This window comes from Marinicauda sp. Alg238-R41 (assembly GCF_947331485.1).
In the GTDB taxonomy this organism is placed as follows: Bacteria; Pseudomonadota; Alphaproteobacteria; order Caulobacterales; family Maricaulaceae; genus Marinicauda; species Marinicauda pacifica.
Map to the genome: position 1 here is coordinate 99,708 of NZ_CAMZOJ010000003.1, position 22,455 is coordinate 122,162.

The following is a 22,455-nucleotide window of genomic DNA, read 5'->3' on the forward strand; positions in this document are numbered from 1 at the left end:
GTGGCCTAGAGCTGCTTTTGGTTTCGCCGCATCAGGCGCCAGATCGCGAAGGCCGCCGCTCCCGCCGAGACCAGGGCGATCGCCAGGAAGGCCGATTGCAGCGGAAGCGAGAAAATCCCGATTCCGGCAAGCGAGAACTGGCCCAGCGTCGCGGCTGCGGCGTTCAGGATGCCGCCGGCGGCCAGCAGGCGCCCACGATACTCGGCCGGGGCGCGGTGTTGTGCCATGGCCTGCAAGGGAACCACGAACAGACCGGCCGAAATCGCCGACAGGCCGAGATCGATCAGAATGCGCCAATTGGCCGAGTCGCGTGCGAACGTGACCGCATCGACCAGCTCGCCCGGTGTGCGCCCGGCCGTCTGCAGCGCGATATCCACCGGAAAGATCACAAGGCCGATTGCGCCGGCAATCGTGAAGGCGAGCGCGTCCTCGCCGCGGCTGAGCAGCCCGCAGGCCACGGCGCCGAGGGCAGCGCCCAGCGTGAAGATCACCGTGAAGAGGAGGACCACGCTTTCGTCCGCGCTCAGAACCTCCAGGGCGAACAGGGGCATCAGCGTGATGATGGAGGCGGCCAGCATCCAGAACCAGGCGGCGCCGAGCAACGGGCGGAGTACGGCCGGCATGGTCGCGGCGAAACGCAGGATGCGCCAGGTGACCGCCGCGATATTCCACTCGATCTTCAGGTCCGGATTGCTGGCCGGTGCCGGGCTACCCTGGCGCATCACGATCCAGCCGATGACCGCGATGGTGACAAGAATGACCGAGATTGCGGCAGGTCCGGACATGGCCTGACCGCCCAGCGTGACCCCTTGGACCGCCAGGACCGTGCCCAGCCCGGCTCCGATCAGGATGGCGATGTTCAGACTGCCTGACACCATCGCATTGCCGGAGACCAGCTCGCGTCCCGTCAGCAGGGTAGGCAGGGCAGAGTTGCGCGCCGGGGCAAAGAAGGCCGACTGGGTCCCCATCAGAAAGAGTACGCCCAGCAGGATGAGCGGCTGGTTGAGCAGGAAGCCCGCAGCCGCCCCGATCATCAGGAATATTTCCGCAAATTTGGCGAAGCGCATGATCTTCGTGCGGTCGTAGCGGTCGGCGACCTGACCGGCGACGCCGGAAAACAGGAAGATCGGCAAGGTCAGCATGGTCGCGGCAATGGGCACCATCAGGCCCCGGTCGAGCCCGAATACCGATAGTCCCTGATACGTGGCCAGCGTGACCAGCGCGTAGCGAAACAGGTTGTCGTTGAAGGCCCCGAGCGCTTGCGCGCTCATCAAAGGCAGGAAGCGGCGCTGAGCCAGGAGGGAGGCCGCAATCTTCAGGCTCATCGGATCAGTCCTTGTGCAACGAGGGCATCGGTGCGCGTTTCGATCCGGCGCTCCAGCTCGCTCATGAAGTCCTCTTTGTCGCGTCCCGGCGCGATGGGTTCCAGGAATTCGACGGTAACCGTACCGGGTGTTTTCGCGTAGCTCTGGCGGTCCCAGGCGAGACCGAGATTGGTGGCGACAGGAACGCAGGGCCGCTCCAGACGGTCATAGAGATGGAAGACGCCGGAGCGGTAGCGGTGTTTCTCGCCGGGGGCGGAGAGATTGCCCTCCGGGTAGATCAGGACATGGCGGCCCTCATTGCGCAGGCGGGCAATGCCGCCATTGAGGACCTCTTGCGCGCGCTCGCCGCCCTGGTTGGACAGAACGATCGCCCCGGCCTTCTTCAGGATGGGCCCGACGAGCGGGAATTTGTAGAGATGGTCGCCTGCCACGAAGCCGAGATGCTGGATCGTCGCCAGCATGACGAAGCCATCCCCCCAGCTCTGGTGCTTGGCCCCGAATACGCAGGGCTCGTCGGGAATATTCTCCTGTCCGCGTACGTCGATGCGAACGCCCGCCAGATACCGCAACGCGGCGACCTGGGTTGAACCGTAAAGCCACAGACCCCAGCCCAGCGGGCGCTTGCCGGGCAGGGCGGCAAGCAGCAGGCAGAAGATGGCGAAGAAGAGTGTCGTGATCCAGTAGGCCACGAAAAAGGCGGCGGCGCGCATGGCGTCGTCTCCAGTTCTGTTTCAAGGAAAAGAGCAGGGCGGTCGTCAGACCGTGCGCAGTACCAGCAGCGCGGCATCGGCCAGGCGATCGGCCATGGTGGTCATCTGCACGTCGAAGCGTCCGACCATGCGGTGGGCGGTCGGTTGCAGGACGACGCCGAGCGCGGCGGCAGCCTTGATCTCGGGGTCGCCCTGAGGAAGATCGCCGGCTTCCATCGCGCCTTTCAGGCGTCCGGCAATCAGACCGACAGGGTCCGGGCAGCCTGGACGTGCCTCGACACCGAAGCGGTGCATGTGGGTGAGGTGGTAGGCGAACAGGTCCGGATCGTCGTCGGCCGCCTCGCAATAGACGCGCACCACACGCCGCACCGCATCCTCAAATCCGTACGCCTCTGCCAACGCGCATTCGAGCAGGTTGTAGAGGCGCACATGGATTGTCTCGAACAGGGCGACGGCCAGCGCATCCTTGCTCTTGTAGTAGCGGTACATCGCTCCGTCGGAGATACCGGCGGCACCGGCCACCGACTTGATGGATACGGCGTCCACGCCTTCGCGGGCAAACAGTTCCAGCGCAGCGCGCTCGACGCGGGCCTTCAAGTTTCCGGCATTGGCGGTTACGCCGCGCCGCGCTTCAGTCTCGTGAGCCATGATGCGTCCCTCTTAAGCCGTGTGAATGAACATTCACTTACTGGAGGGTGTTTGCCTTATCCGATTTGTGTCGTCAAGAATGAATGTTCATTTACGCAAGATTTTTTTTGAGTTTCGCTTGATTTTTAAAGCGCCAGCTTGTCCGCTGGACCCGATCACGCGGGGGAGAAAATCATGAGAATCAGAAATTTGGCCGTCGGGCTCTTCCTGCCCGCCATCGTGGCACTGGCGCTCGCGATACCGGCTCACGCCCTTCAGGGCCCGCCGCGGGGCGAGGGCGATTATGACAGCTTCGTCGCGCTCTTCTCCCAATTCGAGGCCTGGGCGGATGAGACGCCAGGCTCGGACCCCCGTGTGCCGGATTATTCCGATGACGTTGTCGGCGATCGGATCGACGACCTCAGCGACTTCCAGGCGCAGTTGTCCGACATGAATGTCGCCGCATGGGAGAGGGCGCACCAGGCCGAATATCTCGCCGTGCGCGCCAGGATGGATGAAGCCGAGTTCTGGTTGCGCGTATCGCGGCCCTTCGAACGCGATCCGGGCTATTATGTCGACCGGATGTTGCGCCCCGCCTTTACAGAGCTGCCCGTGGAGGGTGAGTCGCTGAAGACCTTGCAGGCGCGCCTGAACGCGATTCCTGTCTTGGTCGAGGTTGGCGAACGTAATCTGGACGCGGTGGCAGCCGACTATGCCGATCTGGCGCTGCACAATCTGACCACAGCCGACGGGGTGGGTCACGGCCATCCCTATCGCGAGGTCCCGCCGGCCGGCGTGATCGGCTGGTACGAGGACCTGCTTGGCCGCGCACAGACCGCACAGCCTGACCTCGTTCCCGAGATCGAAGCGGCGCTCTCATCCGTGCGCGAGTTTCACGCCTGGTTGCTCGAACGCCGGCCCGCGATGACTGCGGATGCGGGCGTGGGTGAAGCGCGCTTCGACTGGTACGTGAAGAACGTCAAGCTCCTGCCCTGGACGTCCGCCGAAATCGTGACATTGGGCGAGCGCGAAATCGACCGGCTCTGGGCGTTTTACGCATTGGAACGCCATCGCAACCGCGACCTGCCTGAGCTGGAGCCGGCGCAATCGCGCGAGGCCTATCACGCACGCCTCGCCGAGACCGATGCCGATATCCGCGCCTTTCTGGAAGACCACGACATCATCACCATCCCCGATCATATCGGGGAACTCGATTTCAACGTGCCCTGGATCGAGCGGCCGGGCGGACGCAATTTCTGGGAAGAGATCCAGTACCGGGATCCGAGCCCCGATCATTTTCACGCCGTCATCCCCGGCCACCGTTTCGACGCGCTGATGGTGCCCGAACACCCGGTGCGTGAGCACATTGCCGATGGCGTTCGCGCCGAGGGCTGGGCCACCTATCTGGAGGAAGCAATGGTCCAGGCGGGCTTCTTCGAGGATCGGCCGCGCGCGCGCGAACTCATCTACATCTTCGGCATATTCCGCGCCGCACGCGTGCCCGCGGATGTGTGGCTGCAAACCAACCGGATGAGTGCGGAGGAGGCGGTGGCCTACTGGCGGGAGCTGACGCCGTATCTTGATGAAGACGTCGCCCGGGTCGATGCGGAAATCTATCTGCGCCGCCCGCCGGGCTACGGGCTCGGCTATCAGATCGGAGCCCTGCAGATGCAGCAATTGCTCGCGGACAGACGCCGCCAGCTTGGTGACGACTTCTCGCTGCGCGAGTTCCACGACGACTTCCTCGCCCATGGCCGGCTGCCGCTCGCTCTGATCCGCTGGGAAATGACCGGCCTGGACGACGAGGTGTCTGAACTTTGGGGCCGCGAGCCGATCCCGGGCTTCCAGTAGGGCGAGTGACGCTGCGGCAAAGCCGATTGACAGGGGCCTCGGCGCGGCTCTAATGCGCGCCCGATGCACGCGGCATTTCCCGATTGTGCAGCGTCTCTCCGCCGCGTGGCCACGGTCGGCCAATGAGCGGACTCCTTGGAAGTTGCCCTCATGGCTGCGAAGCCGTTTTTCTCTGCCGACCCGGCGGCCGACAGGCGTGCGGCTTTTGCCGACGCCCTGGCCGCCGACGGGGACCTGCCCGGTGCCATCGAGGTGCTGACCGGCGCCCTGGAGCGTGTGCCCGGCTGGGCCGCGGGCTGGTACCGGCTGGGTGAGTATTGTGAGCGCGCCGGACAACGCGATGCGGCGACGCAAGCGTTCGCCCGGGCCGTCGACGCCGACCCGGCCGATGCGCTGGGGGCAGGGATGAAGCGCGACCTCCTGAGTGCCGCGCCGGTATGCGAATCCATGCCGGCCGCCTTCGTCGAGCTTCTCTTCGATCAATATGCGCCGCGGTTCGAGACGTCGCTTGTCGGCCAGCTGGGCTATCGCGGCCCGGAGCTCCTGTTCGCTCAGCTCGCCTCGGCAGGATTCACGCGGGCGCAGCGGGCTCTGGATCTGGGGTGCGGCACCGGGTTGATGGGCGAGGTCCTGCGCCCCCATTGCGGCACGCTCATCGGCATGGATATCTCGCAGGCCATGTTGGACCAGGCTCGCGCGAAGCACGTCTATGACCGGTTGGAGAAGACCGACATCGCAGCGCTCGAGATCGCTCCTGACCGGTATGATCTGATTGTGGCCGCTGACGTGTTCGCCTATCTCGGCGCCCTGGAACGCATCATCGCCTGGTGTGTGGCCTCGCTTGTGCCCGGTGGCCGGCTCGCCTTCACGGTGGAGGCCGGCGAGGCTCCGGTCGCGCTGAGGGAGAGCCGGCGTTTTGCCCATTCCCCTGAGTATATTGCCGACCTGCTGGGCCAGGCCGGGTTTGCCGGTGTCGACATGACGCCCTGCGTGCTGCGCCGCGACCGCGGCGCCGACATCGCCTCTCTCTGCGTCTGCGCCAGCCTGCCCGCCCTGACTCCCGACCGGGAGGATGACGGCGAGGCGCAGGTCTGCGCGTGAGGTGCCGAGGGGCACCGCGAGCTTCTCCTCCGCTGGGCGCGGGTCGTTTAGATTAGGTCTTCAGGCGCGGCCGCGCGCTCGCTCCTCACCGCGGCCACATGATAGTCGTGATAGGAGTAGGAGTCCGGAAAGACGGACTCTCAGCCTTCGGGCGAATAGCGCCCGGCGACGAAGTCGCACACGGTGGGGTTCTCGCAGGAATCCACCCCTTCAAGGTCACCGCGCCAGAGGATATTGCCGTCCCGGATCATGGCCACTTCGTCCGCGATGGCGCGCATGGACGCCATGTCGTGCGTGATCGTCACGGCGGTGGCGCCCAGCGTCTTCACCTGGCGCACGATGAGCTGATTGATCAGGTCCGCAGTGACCGGATCCAGCCCCGTCGTGGGTTCGTCGAAGAAGAGTATGTTCGGCTTGCCAACGACGGCTCGGGCGAGCGCAACGCGTCGCTGCATGCCGCCGGACAGCTCGGCAGGTCGCCGGTCGGCGATGTCGGCCTCAAGGTCGACCTGGTCGAGCGCGGCGATGGCGCGCTCCTTGGCTTCATCCTTTTTAACGTGCTCGGCATGGAGCAGGCGAAACGACACATTTTCCCAGACGGACAGCGAGTCAAACAGCGCGCCGGACTGGAAGAGCATACCGATCTGCTGGACCCCGGGGTCGTTCTCGCGCCCGTACTCGACCGCTTCGCCGTCGATCTCGACGCTGCCTGAATCGGGACGCAGCAGGCCAAGGGCGAGCTTGATCGTGACCGATTTGCCCGTACCAGATCCGCCAATGATGACCAGCGACCGCCCCTCATAGGCGACCAGGTCGAGGCCTTCGAGCACGGTTTTGCGCCCAAAGCTCTTGGTCACGGATTTCCAGGCTATCTTGATGGTCTCGTCCCGCATGATCGCTCCGTCAGACAAACCAGGAGGTGAGCAGGAAGTTCGCGGCAAAGATCAACACGGCTGCGCCCACGACCGCATTCGTCGTGGCCCGGCCAACGCCTTGCGCGCCGCCAGCGGCATTGTAGCCGTGATAGCAACCCATGACCGTCAGGAGGAAACCGAAGACGGTCGCTTTGATCAGCCCGGAGACGACATCCCAGCGGGTCAGGATATCGACGGTATTCTGCACGTAGATCGCCCCGTCAAACCCCAGCGAGGTGGTCGATACGGCAAATCCGCCGAGGACACCGATCACATTCGCGATCGCGACCAGGATGGGCAGGACCAGCACGCCGGCCAGGACGCGCGGGGCGATGAGGTATCGCATCGGATCGGTGGACAGGGTGTGCAGCGCATCGATCTGTTCGGTGGCGCGCATCGCGCCGATTTCGGCTGCAATGCCTGCCGAGACGCGTCCGGCCAGCATCAGCGCCGCGATCACCGGCCCGAGTTCGCGCACGATTCCGAGCGCGACAATATTGGGCACGAAGGATTCGGCATTGAAGCGCGACCCGCCCGTGTAGATGTTCAGGGCCAGCGCGCCGCCGGTGAAGATCGCGGTCAGGCCCACCACGGGCAGGGACAGAAAGCCGATTCGCCAGATCTGGCTGAGGAGCTGACCAAGGAAATAGGGCGGACGCACCATGGCGAAGACAGCCGCAGCGGCAAACAGGGTGATGGCGCCGGCACTGCGCATGAGTGCAAGCACGCCTCGGCCCGTGGCCCGGAAAGGATTTGGCAGGCTCATCGATCGCTTTCGTATACGCGCGTCAGGCGGCTGCCAAGCCGCGTGAGGAGTTCATAGCCGATCGTTCCCGCGGCGGCCGCTGTTTCATTCAGTGCGCTTGCGAGGAAGCGCACCCTGTCGCCTGGCTTGAGTTGACCCGGGACCGCGCTGACGTCGACGACGCTGAGGTCCATGGAGACGCTTCCGAGCAGGGGTATGCGTGTATTCCCGATCCGCCCGGCCGCTCCTGGCGAGGCAGCGCGCAAGAAGCCGTCGGCATATCCCAGCGCGAGCGTGGCGGTGAGCATTGTCCGGTCGGCCGTGACCTGGGCGCCATACCCTATGGTCTCGCCTGCCGCGATCTCGCGAAGCTGCAGGATGGGCGTTTCGATAGCGACGACCGGTTCGAACGGTCCTCCGGACGTGTTGGCCGGGTGGGCGCCATATAGTCCGATCCCGGGCCGGACGAGGTCGAAATGATACGCTTCGCCCAACAGAACCGCGCCGGTATTGGCAAGGCTCGCGCGGCAGGGTGGCAATCGGCGCACAATGTCGGCGAAACGATCTCGTTGGGCGTCATTCTTGGGGTGGTCAGGCGCTTCTGCGCAGGCGAGGTGACTCATGATCAGGCGAAGATCGAGCCCGGCCAGCGGGGAGGCGCCGGTGATGAGTTGCTCGGTCTCTTTGGACGAAAGACCCAGACGATTCATGCCGGTATCGAAATGGATCGCGCAGGCGCCGCCGCCATCTTCTCGGAACGCCTCGATCTGGTCGGCGCTGTTCAGAACCGGGATCAGGCGGGCTGACACGATCCGCGCACGTTCGCCCGGCCAGTAGCCGTGAAAGACGAAGATTTCCGCCTCAAGGTCTTGAAGGGCTTGGCGCAAGGCCTCCCCTTCACGGGTCGTGGCGACAAAGAAGGTCCGGCACCCTTCCTCCGCAAGGCGAGGGGCGACACGGGCGGCGCCGAGGCCGTAGGCATCGGCCTTCACGACGCCCGCAACCAGTGTCGTGCCGGCCAGGTCGCACAACGTACGGTAATTTCGCGCGATCGCGTCGAGATCCACGACCAGCCGCGGATCCGGAGAAGCAGCCGCAGGAGCGGAATTAATCGTAGCTGTTATCGTACCGCCCCGTCTCTTCGAGGTCGGAGAATTTGGTGCGCTCGGGGTCAAAGGCGACCTTGACCGACCCGATGGGACCATGACGCTGCTTGCCGATGATGACTTCGGCCTGATTGCGGATTTCGCGCATCTCGTCTTCCCATTTCAGGTGCTCTTCGGTGCCCTCGCGAGGCTCGAGGCGTTCGAGATAATAGGCTTCCCGATAGACGAAAAGCACCGCGTCCGCATCCTGCTCGATCGAGCCCGATTCCCGAAGGTCCGAGAGCTGTGGCTTCTTGTCCTCGCGTTGCTCAACCTGGCGAGAGAGCTGAGACAAGGCGATGACAGGTACGTTCAATTCCTTTGCCAGAGCCTTGAGGGACTGGGTGATCTCCGAAACTTCCTGGACCCGGCTATCAGCCCGGGAGTTCGAGGTCGTGATGAGCTGAAGATAGTCGATCACGATAAGATCGAGCCCGTGCATACGCTTGAGGCGACGTGCTCGTGCAGCGAGCGCACCGATGGAGATGCCACCGGTGTCATCGATATAGAGCGGACAATCCTGGATCTGCTCGACTGCGTCGCGAATGTCTTCATATTGTGCCGCATCGATCCGGCCCTGGCGGATGTGATAGCCGGAAATACCTGTGTAGTCGGCAATGAGGCGGGTTGCGAGCTGTTCGCCGCTCATCTCCAGCGAGAAGAAGCCGACAACGCCGCCTTCAACCGTCTTGCGGGTGCCGTCGGCCAGCTCTTCGGCCTTGTAGTTGCGCGCGACGGAGAAGGCGATGTTGGTCGCGAGCGCGGTCTTACCCATCGAGGGCCGTCCCGCGAGGATCAGTAGGTCGGACGGGTGGAGCCCGCCGAGCTTGGCATCGAGCGTTTTCAACCCGGTCGACGTGCCCGACAATCCGCCCCCGCGCTTGTAGGCGGCCTCGGCCATAGCGACCGAATCCCCCAGCGCCTGTGCGAAGGGCATGAAGCCCTTTGACGCCGCACCACTCTCGGCGAGCCGGAAAAGCGAGCGCTCGGCGCTCTCGATGAGGTTTTTGGCCTCGTCCTCGACCCCGGCGTCCATCGCGGTTTTCGTAATTTCCGAACCGATGGTGATCAGGGCCCGGCGCAGAGCAAGGTCGTAGACGATCCGCGCATATTCCGGGGCGGCGGCGGGATCTGGCGCTTCTCGCATGAGATCGGCGAGGTAAACCGAGCCGCCGATTTCCTTCAGGCCCTCGTCGCGCTCGAACCTGTTCTTGAGAACGACGGCATCCGCCAGCTGGCCCTGCTGGATCAACTTGGTCGCTGCTTCGTAGATACGTCCGTGCACGGGGTCATAAAAATGGGTCGCGCGCAGCCAGTCGGCGACCCGGTGGAAAATGTCGTTCTCATACAGGAGAGCGCCAAGGAAAGCCTGCTCGGCTTCGATATTGTGCGGCGGGGTGAGGCTGTGACGATCGTCCGGCCCGGCATCGTGATGAGTGAGTTCAGCGGTCATAGAGACGATTTTACCTGAGCGGAGGAGGGGGCGCATTAAGAGGTTCTGCACAGTGTGTGTGGATCGCTGTGGAAAATCGCAGTTTGATTGAACCATTCGCGCATTTGCGCGCACCCTTCCTTCAAAAGGAGGGGTCTGTGCCTCGATCACGTGATGCCGAACGCAGCCTGGACGCTTACCTGCTGGCGGAAGTCCGACTGGGTGATCGCGGCGCGCTGGACCAGCTGGTGCGGCGCTGGACGCCTCGCATGACCACTCATGCCTGGCGCCTGCTTGGCGATCGCGAACAGGCGCGGGACGTGGTCCAGGAGTCGTGGACGCAGGCGCTGCGAGGGCTGAACCGGCTGAGGCAAGACCGCGCCTTCTCGGTCTGGATCCTGCGGATCGTCACGCGGCGCTGTGCGTACCAGATCCGGGGGCTTCAGCGCGAGCGGGCGCTCGCCTCCGACGTGCGCAATGAGCCCGACCCGCCGAACCCGGCCGTGCGTGTCGAGCTGGCGCCCGACCAGCAGCGGGTGCGTGCGGCCATCAAGCGCCTGCCGGCAGATCAGGCGGCGGCGATCGCGCTTTTCTACCTCCAAGATCTGTCCATCGCGGAAATCGCGGTGGCGCTGGACGTGCCGGCGGGCACGGTCAAGACCCGCCTGATGCATGCGCGCACCAAGTTGCGCGCCTTTCTGGAAGGAGAGATCGATGAATGATCTTGACGACATGATCCGCAACGCGCTGGACGATGAGGAGCAGGGCCTGCTGCACGAGCTCGAACGCGAGCCGGGATTCTTCGAGCGGGCGTTTGCGATGGCCGCCGGGCCAACAGGCTGGGTCAATCTACTGCTGATGGGCACCCAGGCCGTGTTCTTTCTGATCGGCGTCTGGTTTGCCTGGCAGTTCTACCAGCAGGATAGCGCGCTGGCGGCACTCCACTGGGGATTGCCGTCCGCGGTCCTCGTGATCGTCGGCGCGCTTCTGAAGACCAGCCTGATGCCTGTGATGGAAGCCAACCGGCTGGCGCGCGATATCCGGCGGCTGGAATTGCGTATCGAGCGGATGCGCCACGAAACGGCGTCCCGCTAAGGGCGGGCTTTTTCCGCTTTTCGCCTGGGCCAGCCTCCTGGGGGGCTCCGGCGATACGGCGCTGACCAATTTTCCGGCTCGGGTCGCGCTTGATTTCGGCTTGAGCGCGCTTTTGTTCGCGGCGCCCTCGCGCACCGCTTCGTGGACAAGCGCCGCCAGCGTTGCCGCATCCTTCTGGCGATAGGCGCGAACCGTGTAGGTCATGACAGGACCTCAAACAAAAAAGGGGCGGCTCCGTGAGGAGACCGCCCCTGATTTGTACGCTCGAAGCGAAGACTCAGCCTAGGCCTTGTCTTCCTCGTCAGCGCTGGCTTCGGCTTCGTCAGCCTCGTCCTCGTCGTCACCCAGCTCGTCCGGCTCGGCACCGGCTTCGAAGAGCTGCGCGGCCTGGGCTTCAGCCAGGGCGCGGTCCTCTTCGGCCGCTGACGCGATCACGTCCTCGCCGGTCGCCTGACGCTCGGCCTCTTCAGGCGTACGCGCCACGTTGATGGTCACGGTCACATCGACATCGGGGTGCAGGACCAGGCGCACTTCGTGCAGGCCCAGCGTCTTGATGGCGGTGTTCAGGTCGACCATGCCGCGAGACACGTTGTACTCTTCGGTCGAGGCCGCCTCGGCGATATCGCGCGTGGAGACCGAACCGTAGAGCTGGCCGCTTTCGGACGCCTGCCGGATCAGCACGAATTTCGCGCCGTCCAGGTGGGAGCCTTCCTCGCGAGCCTTCTGGGCACGCTCTTCGTTGCGCTTTTCAAGGATTTCACGCTCGCGTTCGAAACGGGCGAGATTGTCCTTGGTGGCGCGAAGGGCTTTTTCCTGCGGCAGCAGGAAGTTGCGGGCAAAGCCCGGCTTGACGTCAACCACGTCGCCGATGGCGCCGAGCTTGTCGACACGTTCAAGAAGAACGACTTGCATTGCGCTCTCTCCTTAATCGACGGCGTAGGGCAGCAGGCCCAGGAAGCGGGCGCGCTTGATGGCGCGAGCCAGTTCACGCTGCTTCTTCTGGGACACCGCGGTGATGCGCGACGGCACGATCTTGCCACGCTCGGACATGTAGCGCTGGAGCAACCGCACATCCTTGTAATCGATCTTCGGCGCATCATCGCCGGAGAACGGGCAGACCTTGCGGCGGCGCGTGAAGGCGCGGCGCGCGGGGACGTTCGAAATCGACATATCAGCCATAATTCAAATCTCCTTTAGCGCGGCTTGCGCTTGCGGTCGTCACCCTTGCGAAGGATCGCGGAGGGTTCCTCGGAGAGCTCGTCGACCTTGATCGTCATGTGACGCATGACGTCGTCGGCATAGCGCTGGCGGTAATCCAGGGCGTCAAGCACCTTGTTGCCGGCTTCCATGTCGATGTAGCCGTAATGGCCCTTGCGGTTCTTGTTGATACGGTAGGCCAGGGTGCGAAGCCCCCAGTATTCGGTCTTGTTGACCGTGCCACCGTTTTCCTCGACGAGGGTCTTGAGATCCTCGAGGAGGCTTTCGGCCTGCGCCGGGGAGATATCCGGACGGGCCACGAACGTGTGTTCGTACTTAGCCATATATATGACCCTTCTGTCTGTGGGCTGCGGCGCGTCGGGTCCGAAGGGCCGGACCGTCCACGATGGCTCCGAACGCGCCCGTGCCGCACCATGCGACAGGGGGTAACGAACGGACCGCAGACCGGTGAAGGCGCGGGATATACGGGAAATGAGGACGGCGGGCAAGGGCGCTGCACGTCAGGTCCGGCGCGCCAGGCGGATCGCCGCCCTGACGGGCAAACCCTGCGGGTGTTTCGGCGGGATGTCGAAGAAGCCGCCGCTCGTGCCTTGCCACCGGACCCCCGGCCAGTCTATCGACGCGGCATACGAAGACCAGCTAGCAGGGAGGACGCCACGCATGGCGCTTGCTTTCACCTTTCCCGGACAGGGCAGCCAGTCGATCGGCATGGGCAAAGACCTTGCCGATGCCTTCGCGTCAGCGCGCGCCGTGTTCGAGGCGGTTGACGATGCACTCGGGCAGAAACTCTCTGCGATCATGTGGGAGGGGCCGGCTGACACGTTGACCCTGACCGAGAACGCCCAGCCTGCGTTGATGGCAAACTCGATGGCGGTCATGGCCGCGCTGGAGTCCGAGTTCGGGGTCGCGGTGACCGACGCCCAGTTCGTGGCCGGTCACTCGCTGGGCGAATATTCTGCACTGGCCGCCGCCGGCGCGCTGTCGCTGACCGATGCGGCCCGTCTTCTGAAGCTGCGCGGCCAGTCGATGCAGCAGGCGGTGCCCGTTGGCAAAGGGGCGATGGCAGCGCTGCTGGGCGCTGACGAGGACCTGGCCGAACGCGCCGTGGCCAAGGGGAGCGAAACCGGAATTGTCGCGATCGCCAACGACAATGCGCCCGGGCAGATCGTCATTTCAGGCGAGAAGGCGGCGGTGGAAGCCGCGATGGCGGCGGCACAGGAAGAAGGCTTGAAGAAAGCGATGCTTCTGCCGGTATCCGCACCCTTCCATTGTGCCCTGATGCAACCGGCCGCGGAAGTCATGGCCGAAGCTCTGCGCAAGACCGAAATCCGCGCCCCGAAAGTCCCGGTTGTCACGAATGTGAACGCCGGTCCGGTCGACGAGGCCGCCCTGATCCAGGCCCAGCTCGTCGAGCAGGTGACCGGCCGCGTGAGATGGCGTGAAAGTGTTCTGTGGATGGCGGAGAATGGCGTTGACCGCTTCGTCGAGTGCGGATCCGGCAAGGTGCTGACCACCATGCTGAAGCGCACCACCAAGGACGCGACGGGTCAGGCGCTGAATACGCCTCAGGACCTCGAAGCCTTTGCCAAAGAGATCAAGGGATAAGCGACATGTTCGATCTGTCAGGAAAGAAAGCGCTGGTAACCGGCGCAACGGGCGGGCTCGGCGGGGATATCGCTCGCGCGCTGCATGCTCAGGGCGCGACCGTCGCCATCTCCGGAACGCGTGAGGAGAAGCTTCAGGACCTGGCGAGCGAGCTGGGTGACCGGGTCGAGATCACCCCCTGCAATCTCGGCGATAGCGAGGCCGTCGATGCGCTGCCCAAGCAGGCCTCCGATGCGCTGGGCGGGCTCGATATCCTCATCTCCAATGCCGGCGTGACCCGCGATCAGCTGCTGATGCGCATGAAGGACGAAGACTGGCAGACAGTGATGCGGGTCAACCTGGAAGCCCACTACCGGCTGTGCAAGGCGTCCATGCGCGGGATGATGAAGGCCCGTTGGGGCCGGATCATCGGCATCACGTCCATTGTCGGCGTGACCGGCAACCCCGGACAGACCAATTACGCGGCCTCCAAGGCCGGCATGATCGGTTTCACCAAGGCGCTTGCCCAGGAGGTGGCGTCGCGCGGGGTGACGGCCAACTGCGTGGCGCCGGGTTTCATAGCCTCACCCATGACGGATGCGCTCAATGATGAGCAAAAACAGGCAATTCTGGCGAAGATCCCGGCGGGCGATCTGGGCAGCGGTGCGGACATCGCCTCGGCTTGTGTGTATCTTGCCAGCGAGGAGGCAGGCTATGTCACAGGCCAGACATTGCACGTGAATGGCGGCATGGCCATGATCTGATATCGCGTCTTGCGAGTCGGTGCACCAAGATGCATCTGCACGGAAGACGATTGTTTCGGGCTGCTGGTATCGGTGAAAAAGCCGTGTTATCAGCCCGCTATGCTGGGGATCGGAGGCCGCAGGGCAACCGGTGCCTCATATTTGTCCCTGGAGCGGCTATATCTCTGCCGCGCATAGTGCTTTTGGAAAGGTTTCCTATGTCTGACGTTCTCGCCCGGGTTAAGAAAATCGTTGTCGAGCACCTCGACGTTGAAGAAGAAAAAGTCACCGAATCGGCTTCCTTCATCGACGATCTGGGCGCTGACTCTCTCGACAATGTCGAGCTGGTCATGGCTTTCGAAGAAGAATTCGACATCGAAATCCCCGACGACGCTGCCGAACACATCCAGACGGTCGGCGATGCCGTGAAGTTCATTTCCGAAAAAACCAGCTAAGCGGACCGCTCCATGTCGAAGCGCCGCGTTGTCGTCACCGGTCTCGGTCTCGTCACCCCGCTGGGGTGCGGCGTCGAGACCGTCTGGTCCCGTCTGATCCAGGGTCAGTCGGGCCTGGCACGTATCGAGCATTTCGAGACCGAGGATCTGGCGTGTCAGATCGCCGGTATCGTTCCTCGCGTGGACGGCCGCAATGGCGGTGCGCCGGATGTGGACGGGTCGTTTGACCCGGATGCGGTCATGGCGCCGCGAGAGCAGAAGCGGATTGACGACTTCATCCTCTATGCGATCGCGGCCGCCGACGAAGCGTTGAAGCATTCCGGCTGGGAAGCGGCGGACGAGCGCGCGAGCGAGCGCGCTGGCGTCCTGATCGGTTCCGGCATCGGTGGTCTCCAGACCATTTACGACGCCTCGGTCACGCTTCACGAACGCGGTCCGCGCAAGCTGTCCCCGTTCGTGATCCCGGCGATGCTGATCAATCTGGCCTCGGGCCAGGTGTCGATCCGGCATGGATTGAAGGGACCGAACCACGCAGTGGTGACGGCCTGTTCCACCGGCGCACACGCGATTGGCGATGCCGCGCGTCTGATCGCCTATGGGGATGCCGACATGATGGTCGCCGGCGGCGCGGAATCCGCCATCACCCGGCTCGGGTTTGGCGGCTTTGGTGCTGCGCGCGCGCTGTCGACCGGTTTCAACGACAATCCCAAGGCCGGCTCGCGCCCCTATGACAAGGACCGTGACGGCTTCGTCATGGGCGAGGGGGCCGGGGTCGTCATTCTTGAAGACTATGACTCGGCCAAGGCGCGCGGCGCGACGATTTACGGCGAAGTCGCCGGCTATGGCCTGTCGGGCGATGCCTACCACATCACGGCTCCGGCCGAGGACGGTGACGGTGGCTATCGCTCGATGAAGATGGCGCTGGACAATGCCGGCATTGCGGGCGGCGACATCGACTATGTGAACGCGCATGGCACGTCGACGCCGAAGGGTGACGAGATCGAACTGCGCGCAGTCGAACGCCTGTTCGGCGGCACGGCCGACAGTCTGGTGATGAGCTCGACAAAGTCTGCCATCGGCCATCTGCTCGGCGCGGCCGGCGCAGTGGAAGCGATCTTCTCGATTCTGGCGATGCGCGACGGGATTTGCCCGCCGACACTCAACCTCGAAAACCCGTCGGTGGAAACCGCGATCAATCTAGCGCCCAAGGCGGCGGTGAAGAAGACCGTCGACGTGGCCTTGTCCAATTCCTTCGGTTTTGGCGGGACGAACGCATCGGTCATTTTCCGCCGGGCAGACTGATCCCTTTACGCGAAGGGTAACCGGCCATGGCCAAGACACAGAGTGCCCCGGAGACGCCGAAGCGCCGCTCCGGTCCGGCGCGGGTATTTGCCTGGCTGGCATTGCTTCTCGTCATTTTTGCCGTATTGGCCGCCGGCGGCGCGTTTGCCGGCTATACTTGGCTGCAGGCCCGGTTTCACGCCGAGGGTCCGGCCGGTCAGAATGAAACGGTCATGATCGAGCCCGGCTCCGGGCTCATCCGTATTGCCGACGTGCTCGATCGCGAAGGCCTCGTGAGCGACGGGCGAATATTCCGCGCGATGGTGACGCTGGATGGCGGGCAGGGCGATCTGCGCGCCGGGGAATACGCTATCCCCGAAAACGCGTCGATGGCGGATATTTACGACATCCTGCGCGAGGGCGAGACGATCCACTACCCGGTCACGGCCGCCGAGGGGCTGACCAGCGCGATGATCGCGGCGATCGTGGAGGCCCACCCGGTGCTGGAGGGCGAGATCGACGCGGTTCCCGCCGAAGGAAGCCTGCTTCCCGAGACCTATCTGGTTACACGCGGAACACAGCGCGAAGCCGTGCTGCAGCGCATGCGCGACGCGCAGGACCGCCTGATCGACGAGTTCTGGCCCGAGCGGTCGCCAGACCTGCCCTATGACAGCGTGGAAGAGGCGCTGATCCTTGCGTCGATCGTGGAAAAGGAGACCGGTGTGGCGGCCGAGCGCCCGATGGTGGCGTCTGTCTTCGTCAACCGCCTGCGCCGGGGCATGCGCCTGCAGAGCGATCCTACGATCATCTACGGTTTGACGCGCGGGGAGCCTCTGGGGCGCGGCATCCGGCGATCCGAGCTCGACGGCCTGGCCAACGGATACAACACCTACCAGATCGATGGCCTGCCCCCGACCCCCATCGCCAATCCGGGCGAAGCCTCGATCCGGGCCGTGCTCAATCCCCCGGATACCGACTATCTCTATTTCGTGGCCGACGGCACGGGCGGGCACGCGTTTGCCACCTCGCTGGCCGAGCATAATCGCAATGTCGCGGCCTGGCGCCGGATCGAACGCCAGCGCGGGGGGCAGTGAGATGAGCCAGCTATCCGGAATGACCGGCTTTGCCCGGGCCGAAGCGGCAGGCGCGCCGGGAACGGCCAGCGCCGAGGCGCGCTCGGTCAACGGCAAGGGCCTGGACCTGCGTGTGCGCCTTCCGGCCGGCTTCGACCGGCTGGAGACCGAAATCAAGGCACGCGCCAAGGCCCGGTTCGCGCGCGGCTCGCTGAGCGTCAACATCAACTTCGTCGAAGCCGAGCGCGGCGGCGCACTCCAGATCGATCACGAGCATCTGCGCGCCCTGGCCGAGGCGGGGCGGGCTCTGGTGGAGGCCGGGCTCGCCGACAAGCCGCGTGTAGACGGGCTGCTGGCCCTGAAAGGCGTGCTGACCACGCCGGAAGCCGACGCGGACGACGCGCGCCAGGCTGAAATCGAGGCGCTGATGCTGGAGGCGGCCAACGAGGCGCTTGCCGGCCTTCAGCTGGCGAGGCGCGAGGAGGGCGAGGCGATGGCCCGCCTGCTGAACGCTCATATCGGCGAGATCGAACACTTGCGCGACGCTGCGGCAGCCCATGCCGCCACGCAGCCGGAGGCCATTCGCGACCGCATTGCGGCCAAGTTTGACGAGCTGCTGCCCCAGGGTCTGGACGCGGACAAGCTTGCCCAGGAGGCGGCCAGTCTGGCGGTACGCGCCGATGTGCGTGAGGAGCTGGATCGGTTATCGGCCCATATCGACAGCGCGCGGAAGCTTCTCGCCGCCGGCTCCCCGGCCGGGCGCAAGCTGGACTTCCTGTCGCAGGAGTTTAACCGGGAGGCAAACACGCTGTGTTCGAAATCCTCCGATCGCGAGTTGACCGATCTGGGGCTGGCCATGAAAGCCGCCGTCGATCAGATGCGCGAGCAGGTTCAGAATGTGGAGTAGACGATGAGCGGTGATGGCCTCTCCGGTCCGGTATTTCGCGGACGCCGCCGCGGACTGATGTTCGTCCTCTCCAGCCCGTCCGGGGCGGGCAAGACGACGCTGTCCAAACGCCTGATCGCTCTCAATCCGGATGTCGTGCTGTCCATCTCCGCGACAACCCGCAAGCCGCGCCCCGGCGAGGTCGACGGTCAGGACTATTTCTTCCTGTCGGAAAAGGCGTTCAAGCAGAAGATCGAGGCTGGCGAATTCTACGAGTGGGCCAAGGTCTTCGATCATTACTACGGCACGCCAAAGGGCCCGATCGAGGAGGCGCTCGACGAGGGGCGCGATGTGGTGTTCGACATCGACTGGCAGGGCGCAAGAGTGCTGGCCGAGGCGGCGCCGGACGACTGCGTGCGCGTCTTCATCCTGCCGCCCTCCCTGGCGCTGCTGCGCGAACGCCTGACCAAGCGCAAGCAGGACAGCGAGGAGATCATCCGCGGGCGCATGCAGCGCGCCAAGGACGAAATCGAGCACTGGCAGGAATACGACTATGTCGTCCTGAACGACGATTTCTCCCGCGCGCTGGAGAAGATGTCCGAAATCCTGCACGCGGAACGCCTGAAACGGGTACGCCACCCCTGGCTGGAAGGCTTCGTCGAGGAATTGATGAAGGAGGAGTAGGGCCTACGTTGCGCTCGACTCCCCGGGCCACCGTGCTAGCCTCCCTTCACCTTTGGGGAGGACGCCACCATGAATTTTTCAGCAACGACGCTCGTATTGGGGCTGGCCGGCCTTGCGCTGACCGCCTGCGACGCGCCCGGGACCGCGACGGGCGGGGATAACGCGGCCGCAACCGGCCGGGACACCGCCGAGGCCCATTCGGCCGAGGTTTTCTTCAACACGACCTCGTTCGGCATGGCATCGCCGTCCGGTCACGCGTTTTCTTCCGAGACCGGTCAGCTCCTGATCTCCTCCGACGAGACCGGCGTGTTCAATGCCTTCGCGCTCGATCCGGAAAGCGGGACGCGCGAGGCGCTGACGACGTCGACCGGCAATGCCGTCTTCGCGGTCAGCTGGTTTCCCGCCGACGGCCGCGCCCTGGTCACGATGGACGGCGGTGGCGACGAGCTCAATCACGTCTATGTGCGCGAGCTGGACGGCACGCTGACCGACCTGACACCCGGCGACAACGTGAAGGCCGATTTCGCGGGCTGGACCGCGGACGGGACCGGTTTCTGGGTCACCAGCAATGAGCGCGATCCGGCTGCCTTCGACCTTTATGCCTACGACGCCGGGAGCTATGAGCGCGAGCTGGTGTTCGAGAACACCGACGCGCTCCAGCCGACAGCAATCAGCCCGGACGGGCGCTGGCTGGCCCTCGACCGCCCGCGGACTTCGGCCGATAGCGATATCCTGCTGGTCGACCTGGCAAGCGAGGACAAGGCACCGCAGCTCATTACCGGTCACGAGGGCAATATCGCCTACAGCACCTACACCTTCACACCGGACAGCGAAGCCCTGGTCTACGCGACCAACGAGCACGGCGAGTGGAACCAGGCGTGGCGCTACGAGATCGAGACCGGCGAGCAGAGCCCGCTGATCGAGGCAGACTGGGACGTCATGTACGTCGCCTACTCCAACTCCGGCCGCTACCGGGTCAGCGCGATCAATGCCGACGGCTTTACCGAGGTCACCGTGCTCGACCAGGACACGGGGGGCGAGCTGCTCCTGCCGTCCAGCGTACCGGCCGGCGATCTTGCGTCGGTGCGCTTCTCTCCGAGCGAGCGCCAGATTGCCTTCCTGGTGACCTCCTCGACTGCGCCGGCGAACGTGCACTGGGTCGACCTCAATTCGGGCGAGCATCGCCAGTTGACCGAAGCGCTGAACCCGGAGCTCGACCCGGAGGAGCTGGTCGAAGCCGAGATTGTGCGCTTTGAAAGCTTCGACGGGCTGACCATTCCAGGCATCATGTATCGTCCCCACGAGGCCTCGGCCGACAATCCGGTTCCTGCGCTCGTCATGGTTCACGGCGGACCGGGCGGGCAGAGCCGGGCCGGCTACAGCGCCATGGTCCAGCACCTGGTCGATCATGGCTACGCGGTCTACGCGGCGAACAACCGGGGAAGCTCGGGCTATGGCAAGACCTTCTTCCATATGGATGACCGCCGCCACGGTGAGGAGGACCTCCAGGACATCGTGGCTGCCGGCGAGTATCTGCGCGCCCAGGACTGGGTGCAGGACGATGCGGTGGGTGTGATCGGTGGCTCCTATGGCGGCTATATCACGGCGGCGGCGCTGGCCTTTCACCCGGAGGCCTTTGATGCCGGGATCAACATCTTCGGTGTAACCAACTGGGTGCGCACGCTGGAATCCATTCCGCCCTGGTGGGAAGCCTTCCGCGAGGCGCTCTACGACGAGATGGGCGACCCGGCGACCGATGCCGAACGCCACCGGGCCATCTCTCCGCTCTTTCACGCAGATAATATCGTCAAGCCGCTGCTTGTGGTGCAGGGCGCCAACGATCCTCGCGTCTTGCAGGTCGAAAGCGACGAGATCGTGGAAGCCGTGCGCGCCAATGGCGTGCCCGTCGAATACATCGTGTTCGAAGACGAGGGCCATGGGTTCCTGAAGCGGGAAAACCGCATCGAGGCCTCTAACGCCTATGTCGACTTCCTCGACACGCACCTTCGAGGCGAGGCGGGCATAGACGCCGCCCCATCCGAATAAGGCGACTGTCGGCCATGATGCCGGCAAAGGAGGCAAGACGGGTAGCCGAACCGCGGTTGCCCGTCTTTCCTTGCCTGCTGTCGGGCATTGCCGCGACCTGTGCCTGACAAAGGGTTGAACGGGCGGCGAGATGGCGCGTTAGACGGGTCCGGGAATTTCTCAGTACATCCGGTTAGAGGCGCAGGCGTTCATGTTCTCCAAGTTTGGTTTCCTATTGCGCCAGGGGCTCCGCTCCATCTGGTTCCGCCCGGCCTTGTTCACGGTCGCAGCGCTCGCCATCACGCTGATTACGCCGGTGTTCGACCGCTTCATGCCGGATGCCTGGGAAGCCGTGGTGGAAGCCGAGACGGTCGACTCGATCCTGACCATTCTGGCGTCCAGCCTTCTGGCGGTCGCAATCTTCTCGCTCTCCACCATGGTCGCGGCCTTCCGGGCGGCCTCTGATTCCGCGACGCCGCGTGCCCGCCCGCTGGTGATCGAGGACGAGACTGCCCAGAACGCCGTCGCCACCTTCATCGGAGCGTTTCTCTTCAGCCTGCTCGGCATTATCGGGCTCGCGACCAATCTCTATGACGATACCGGCCAGGTGATGCTGTTCGTCATGACGCTTGTGTTGATCGCCATCGTGGTCGTGATGCTGATCCGGTGGATTCGCACGCTTTCCTTGATGGGCGATGTCGGGGAGGCGATTCAGCGGGTCGAGAATGCGGGGCTGACGGCGTTCAAGGCGCGGCTCCACGCCCCGAACTATGGCGGCCGGCCGGCCCGCGCGTTTCCGCAAGAGTCCTGGCCGGTGGTGACCCGCCAGCCGGGCTTTGTCCAGGTCATCGATGGCAATGCCTTGCTCAAGGTATGCGAGGAGCAAGGCGTCGAGATCGATATCGTGACGCCGATCGGCGCTTTCTCCGATCCGGCCAGTCCGCTGGCACGTGTGACCGGAGAGCTGGAGGAGGATGCGATAGAGACGGTGCGCAACGCCTTCGTTACCGGTCCGCGCCGCACTTACGCCTCCGACCCGCATTTCGCGCTCATAGCACTGGCCGAGATTGCCTTGCGCGCGCTGTCGCCAGGCGTGAACGATCCCGGCACGGCGGTGGAGGCCGTGCGCTCGATCGAGCGCACGCTGCTTGGCTGGCGCCAGCAGTCCAGGCAGTGCGAGCCGGAGGAGCCGCGTGAAGGACTTTACGGGCCGGCGCTCGACCCGGCCGAGATGCTGGGCGAGCCGCTTCTGATGATTTCACGCGACGGAGCGGGATTCTACGAGGTTGGCGCGACGCTGCAGGCCGCCCTGGCCGGATTGAAAGCGGGCGACAGCGAGGCCTTTGGTAAAGCGGCCGACGAGTTGAGCGAGGAAGCGTTCGAACGCGCCAGGAAGGCCATGGCCTATGCCAGTGACGTTGAGCGGCTGGCAAGAAAGCGTCGCAAATCCGGCTTCGCCTGACAGCTGCGGGAGCGTATGGCGCAGCGCCTTCTTGCGCCGCAGCACAGGCATTGGTACGTCAACACGATTGAACGTCCTTCGTCTCTTCCCGGAGTGTTT

The 22,455-nt window shown here is 64.4% G+C and carries 23 protein-coding genes; 13 read left to right on the forward strand and 10 right to left on the reverse strand.

Annotation, left to right across the window (positions count from 1 at the left end):
• Positions 1-5: 5 nt before the first annotated feature.
• From PGP17_RS12515 to PGP17_RS12525, 3 genes are read right to left on the reverse strand one after another with little or no spacing between them, the layout of a single operon-like run.
• A complete protein-coding gene (locus PGP17_RS12515; RefSeq protein WP_270375688.1) occupies positions 6-1,325 on the reverse strand; it encodes an MFS transporter in 1,320 nt (439 codons plus the stop codon).
• Positions 1,322-2,035: a lysophospholipid acyltransferase family protein gene (locus tag PGP17_RS12520; RefSeq protein ID WP_135943531.1), complete on the reverse strand. Its 714-nt coding sequence runs from the start codon at positions 2,033-2,035 to the stop codon at positions 1,322-1,324. Before PGP17_RS12520 ends, PGP17_RS12515 begins: the two co-directional genes overlap by 4 nt.
• Positions 2,036-2,080: 45 nt before the next feature.
• Positions 2,081-2,683, reverse strand: a complete 603-nt coding sequence (locus PGP17_RS12525) for a TetR/AcrR family transcriptional regulator (protein WP_270375690.1) — start codon at positions 2,681-2,683, stop codon at positions 2,081-2,083.
• A gap of 174 nt (positions 2,684-2,857) precedes the next feature.
• Between PGP17_RS12525 and PGP17_RS12530 the strand changes: the two genes are divergently transcribed.
• Positions 2,858-4,513 carry a DUF885 family protein gene (locus tag PGP17_RS12530; protein WP_270375691.1) on the forward strand — a complete coding sequence of 552 codons (1,656 nt, stop codon included), beginning with the start codon at positions 2,858-2,860 and terminating at the stop codon, positions 4,511-4,513.
• Positions 4,514-4,663: 150 nt separating this feature from the next.
• Positions 4,664-5,614 carry a class I SAM-dependent DNA methyltransferase gene (locus PGP17_RS12535; RefSeq protein WP_270375692.1) on the forward strand — a complete coding sequence of 317 codons (951 nt, stop codon included), beginning with the start codon at positions 4,664-4,666 and terminating at the stop codon, positions 5,612-5,614.
• 140 nt (positions 5,615-5,754) lie between these two features.
• On the opposite strand, the gene PGP17_RS12540 is transcribed toward PGP17_RS12535, so the two are convergent.
• The 4 genes from PGP17_RS12540 to PGP17_RS12555 are packed head-to-tail and all read right to left on the reverse strand — an operon-like array spanning position 5,755 to position 9,871.
• A complete protein-coding gene (locus PGP17_RS12540) occupies positions 5,755-6,507 on the reverse strand; it encodes an ABC transporter ATP-binding protein (protein ID WP_270375693.1) in 753 nt (250 codons plus the stop codon).
• A 10-nt stretch (positions 6,508-6,517) separates the two neighbouring features.
• The gene (locus tag PGP17_RS12545; RefSeq protein WP_135943536.1) at positions 6,518-7,294 is read right to left on the reverse strand and encodes an MlaE family ABC transporter permease; all 777 of its coding nucleotides are present in this window, start codon (positions 7,292-7,294) and stop codon (positions 6,518-6,520) included.
• Positions 7,291-8,340, reverse strand: coding sequence for an alanine racemase (alr, locus tag PGP17_RS12550; RefSeq protein WP_270375694.1), 1,050 nt, complete (start codon positions 8,338-8,340; stop codon positions 7,291-7,293). The genes PGP17_RS12545 and alr overlap by 4 nt, the downstream gene beginning before the upstream one ends.
• Before the next feature lie 40 nt (positions 8,341-8,380).
• Positions 8,381-9,871, reverse strand: coding sequence for a replicative DNA helicase (locus PGP17_RS12555; protein WP_270375696.1), 1,491 nt, complete (start codon positions 9,869-9,871; stop codon positions 8,381-8,383).
• A gap of 137 nt (positions 9,872-10,008) precedes the next feature.
• On the opposite strand from PGP17_RS12555, the gene PGP17_RS12560 reads away from it, so the two are divergent.
• Both PGP17_RS12560 and PGP17_RS12565 read left to right on the forward strand, forming a co-directional pair.
• Positions 10,009-10,572 carry an RNA polymerase sigma factor gene (locus PGP17_RS12560; protein WP_270375697.1) on the forward strand — a complete coding sequence of 188 codons (564 nt, stop codon included), beginning with the start codon at positions 10,009-10,011 and terminating at the stop codon, positions 10,570-10,572.
• The gene (locus PGP17_RS12565; RefSeq protein ID WP_270375699.1) at positions 10,565-10,945 is read left to right on the forward strand and encodes a DUF6768 family protein; all 381 of its coding nucleotides are present in this window, start codon (positions 10,565-10,567) and stop codon (positions 10,943-10,945) included. The genes PGP17_RS12560 and PGP17_RS12565 overlap by 8 nt, the downstream gene beginning before the upstream one ends.
• Positions 10,946-11,227: 282 nt before the next feature.
• Here the strand turns inward: PGP17_RS12565 and rplI are convergent, their stop codons facing one another.
• The 3 genes from rplI to rpsF are packed head-to-tail and all read right to left on the reverse strand — an operon-like array spanning position 11,228 to position 12,486.
• Positions 11,228-11,857, reverse strand: coding sequence for a 50S ribosomal protein L9 (gene rplI / locus PGP17_RS12570; RefSeq protein WP_270375700.1), 630 nt, complete (start codon positions 11,855-11,857; stop codon positions 11,228-11,230).
• A 12-nt stretch (positions 11,858-11,869) separates the two neighbouring features.
• Positions 11,870-12,115 (reverse strand): 30S ribosomal protein S18, encoded by a 246-nt coding sequence (gene rpsR / locus PGP17_RS12575; protein WP_174234987.1) that lies wholly within the window; start codon positions 12,113-12,115, stop codon positions 11,870-11,872.
• Between the two features lie 23 nt (positions 12,116-12,138).
• Entirely contained in the window at positions 12,139-12,486 is a 348-nt protein-coding gene (gene rpsF / locus PGP17_RS12580; protein WP_135943542.1) for a 30S ribosomal protein S6, read from the reverse strand.
• Positions 12,487-12,823: 337 nt separating this feature from the next.
• On the opposite strand from rpsF, the gene fabD reads away from it, so the two are divergent.
• The 9 genes from fabD to PGP17_RS12625 all read left to right on the forward strand — a co-directional run bounded on the left by fabD (position 12,824) and on the right by PGP17_RS12625 (position 22,356).
• Positions 12,824-13,768 (forward strand): ACP S-malonyltransferase, encoded by a 945-nt coding sequence (fabD, locus tag PGP17_RS12585; RefSeq protein WP_270375701.1) that lies wholly within the window; start codon positions 12,824-12,826, stop codon positions 13,766-13,768.
• Between the two features lie 5 nt (positions 13,769-13,773).
• The gene (gene fabG / locus PGP17_RS12590; RefSeq protein ID WP_270375703.1) at positions 13,774-14,511 is read left to right on the forward strand and encodes a 3-oxoacyl-[acyl-carrier-protein] reductase; all 738 of its coding nucleotides are present in this window, start codon (positions 13,774-13,776) and stop codon (positions 14,509-14,511) included.
• 197 nt (positions 14,512-14,708) lie between these two features.
• Positions 14,709-14,945, forward strand: a complete 237-nt coding sequence (locus PGP17_RS12595; RefSeq protein ID WP_135943547.1) for an acyl carrier protein — start codon at positions 14,709-14,711, stop codon at positions 14,943-14,945.
• 12 nt (positions 14,946-14,957) lie between these two features.
• Positions 14,958-16,247, forward strand: coding sequence for a beta-ketoacyl-ACP synthase II (gene fabF / locus PGP17_RS12600; protein ID WP_270375704.1), 1,290 nt, complete (start codon positions 14,958-14,960; stop codon positions 16,245-16,247).
• Positions 16,248-16,273: 26 nt separating this feature from the next.
• Positions 16,274-17,320 (forward strand): endolytic transglycosylase MltG, encoded by a 1,047-nt coding sequence (mltG, locus tag PGP17_RS12605; RefSeq protein WP_270375705.1) that lies wholly within the window; start codon positions 16,274-16,276, stop codon positions 17,318-17,320.
• Position 17,321: 1 nt separating this feature from the next.
• The gene (locus tag PGP17_RS12610; protein WP_270375707.1) at positions 17,322-18,206 is read left to right on the forward strand and encodes a YicC/YloC family endoribonuclease; all 885 of its coding nucleotides are present in this window, start codon (positions 17,322-17,324) and stop codon (positions 18,204-18,206) included.
• 3 nt (positions 18,207-18,209) lie between these two features.
• Positions 18,210-18,869 (forward strand): guanylate kinase, encoded by a 660-nt coding sequence (gene gmk / locus PGP17_RS12615; RefSeq protein WP_135943551.1) that lies wholly within the window; start codon positions 18,210-18,212, stop codon positions 18,867-18,869.
• A gap of 69 nt (positions 18,870-18,938) precedes the next feature.
• A complete protein-coding gene (locus tag PGP17_RS12620) occupies positions 18,939-20,915 on the forward strand; it encodes a S9 family peptidase (RefSeq protein ID WP_270375708.1) in 1,977 nt (658 codons plus the stop codon).
• A 190-nt stretch (positions 20,916-21,105) separates the two neighbouring features.
• Entirely contained in the window at positions 21,106-22,356 is a 1,251-nt protein-coding gene (locus PGP17_RS12625; RefSeq protein WP_270375709.1) for a DUF2254 domain-containing protein, read from the forward strand.
• The last annotated feature ends 99 nt before the right edge of the window (positions 22,357-22,455 follow it).

Excerpts from the sequence above, each read along its gene's own strand:
- PGP17_RS12530 (WP_270375691.1), top strand. The coding sequence starts at position 2,858 with ATGAGAATCAGAAATTTGGCCGTCGGGCTCTTCCTGCCCGCCATCGTG.
- fabG (WP_270375703.1), top strand. The coding sequence starts at position 13,774 with ATGTTCGATCTGTCAGGAAAGAAAGCGCTGGTAACCGGCGCAACGGGC.
- fabD (WP_270375701.1), top strand. The coding sequence starts at position 12,824 with ATGGCGCTTGCTTTCACCTTTCCCGGACAGGGCAGCCAGTCGATCGGC.
- PGP17_RS12620 (WP_270375708.1), top strand. The coding sequence starts at position 18,939 with ATGAATTTTTCAGCAACGACGCTCGTATTGGGGCTGGCCGGCCTTGCG.
- PGP17_RS12520 (WP_135943531.1), bottom strand. The coding sequence starts at position 2,035 with ATGCGCGCCGCCGCCTTTTTCGTGGCCTACTGGATCACGACACTCTTC.
- PGP17_RS12595 (WP_135943547.1), top strand. The coding sequence starts at position 14,709 with ATGTCTGACGTTCTCGCCCGGGTTAAGAAAATCGTTGTCGAGCACCTC.
- PGP17_RS12610 (WP_270375707.1), top strand. The coding sequence starts at position 17,322 with ATGAGCCAGCTATCCGGAATGACCGGCTTTGCCCGGGCCGAAGCGGCA.
- PGP17_RS12555 (WP_270375696.1), bottom strand. The coding sequence starts at position 9,871 with ATGACCGCTGAACTCACTCATCACGATGCCGGGCCGGACGATCGTCAC.
- rpsR (WP_174234987.1), bottom strand. The coding sequence starts at position 12,115 with ATGTCGATTTCGAACGTCCCCGCGCGCCGCGCCTTCACGCGCCGCCGC.
- PGP17_RS12525 (WP_270375690.1), bottom strand. The coding sequence starts at position 2,683 with ATGGCTCACGAGACTGAAGCGCGGCGCGGCGTAACCGCCAATGCCGGA.
- PGP17_RS12535 (WP_270375692.1), top strand. The coding sequence starts at position 4,664 with ATGGCTGCGAAGCCGTTTTTCTCTGCCGACCCGGCGGCCGACAGGCGT.
- fabF (WP_270375704.1), top strand. The coding sequence starts at position 14,958 with ATGTCGAAGCGCCGCGTTGTCGTCACCGGTCTCGGTCTCGTCACCCCG.
- gmk (WP_135943551.1), top strand. The coding sequence starts at position 18,210 with ATGAGCGGTGATGGCCTCTCCGGTCCGGTATTTCGCGGACGCCGCCGC.
- mltG (WP_270375705.1), top strand. The coding sequence starts at position 16,274 with ATGGCCAAGACACAGAGTGCCCCGGAGACGCCGAAGCGCCGCTCCGGT.
- PGP17_RS12625 (WP_270375709.1), top strand. The coding sequence starts at position 21,106 with ATGTTCTCCAAGTTTGGTTTCCTATTGCGCCAGGGGCTCCGCTCCATC.
- PGP17_RS12540 (WP_270375693.1), bottom strand. The coding sequence starts at position 6,507 with ATGCGGGACGAGACCATCAAGATAGCCTGGAAATCCGTGACCAAGAGC.
- PGP17_RS12545 (WP_135943536.1), bottom strand. The coding sequence starts at position 7,294 with ATGAGCCTGCCAAATCCTTTCCGGGCCACGGGCCGAGGCGTGCTTGCA.
- PGP17_RS12515 (WP_270375688.1), bottom strand. The coding sequence starts at position 1,325 with ATGAGCCTGAAGATTGCGGCCTCCCTCCTGGCTCAGCGCCGCTTCCTG.
- rpsF (WP_135943542.1), bottom strand. The coding sequence starts at position 12,486 with ATGGCTAAGTACGAACACACGTTCGTGGCCCGTCCGGATATCTCCCCG.
- PGP17_RS12565 (WP_270375699.1), top strand. The coding sequence starts at position 10,565 with ATGAATGATCTTGACGACATGATCCGCAACGCGCTGGACGATGAGGAG.
- rplI (WP_270375700.1), bottom strand. The coding sequence starts at position 11,857 with ATGCAAGTCGTTCTTCTTGAACGTGTCGACAAGCTCGGCGCCATCGGC.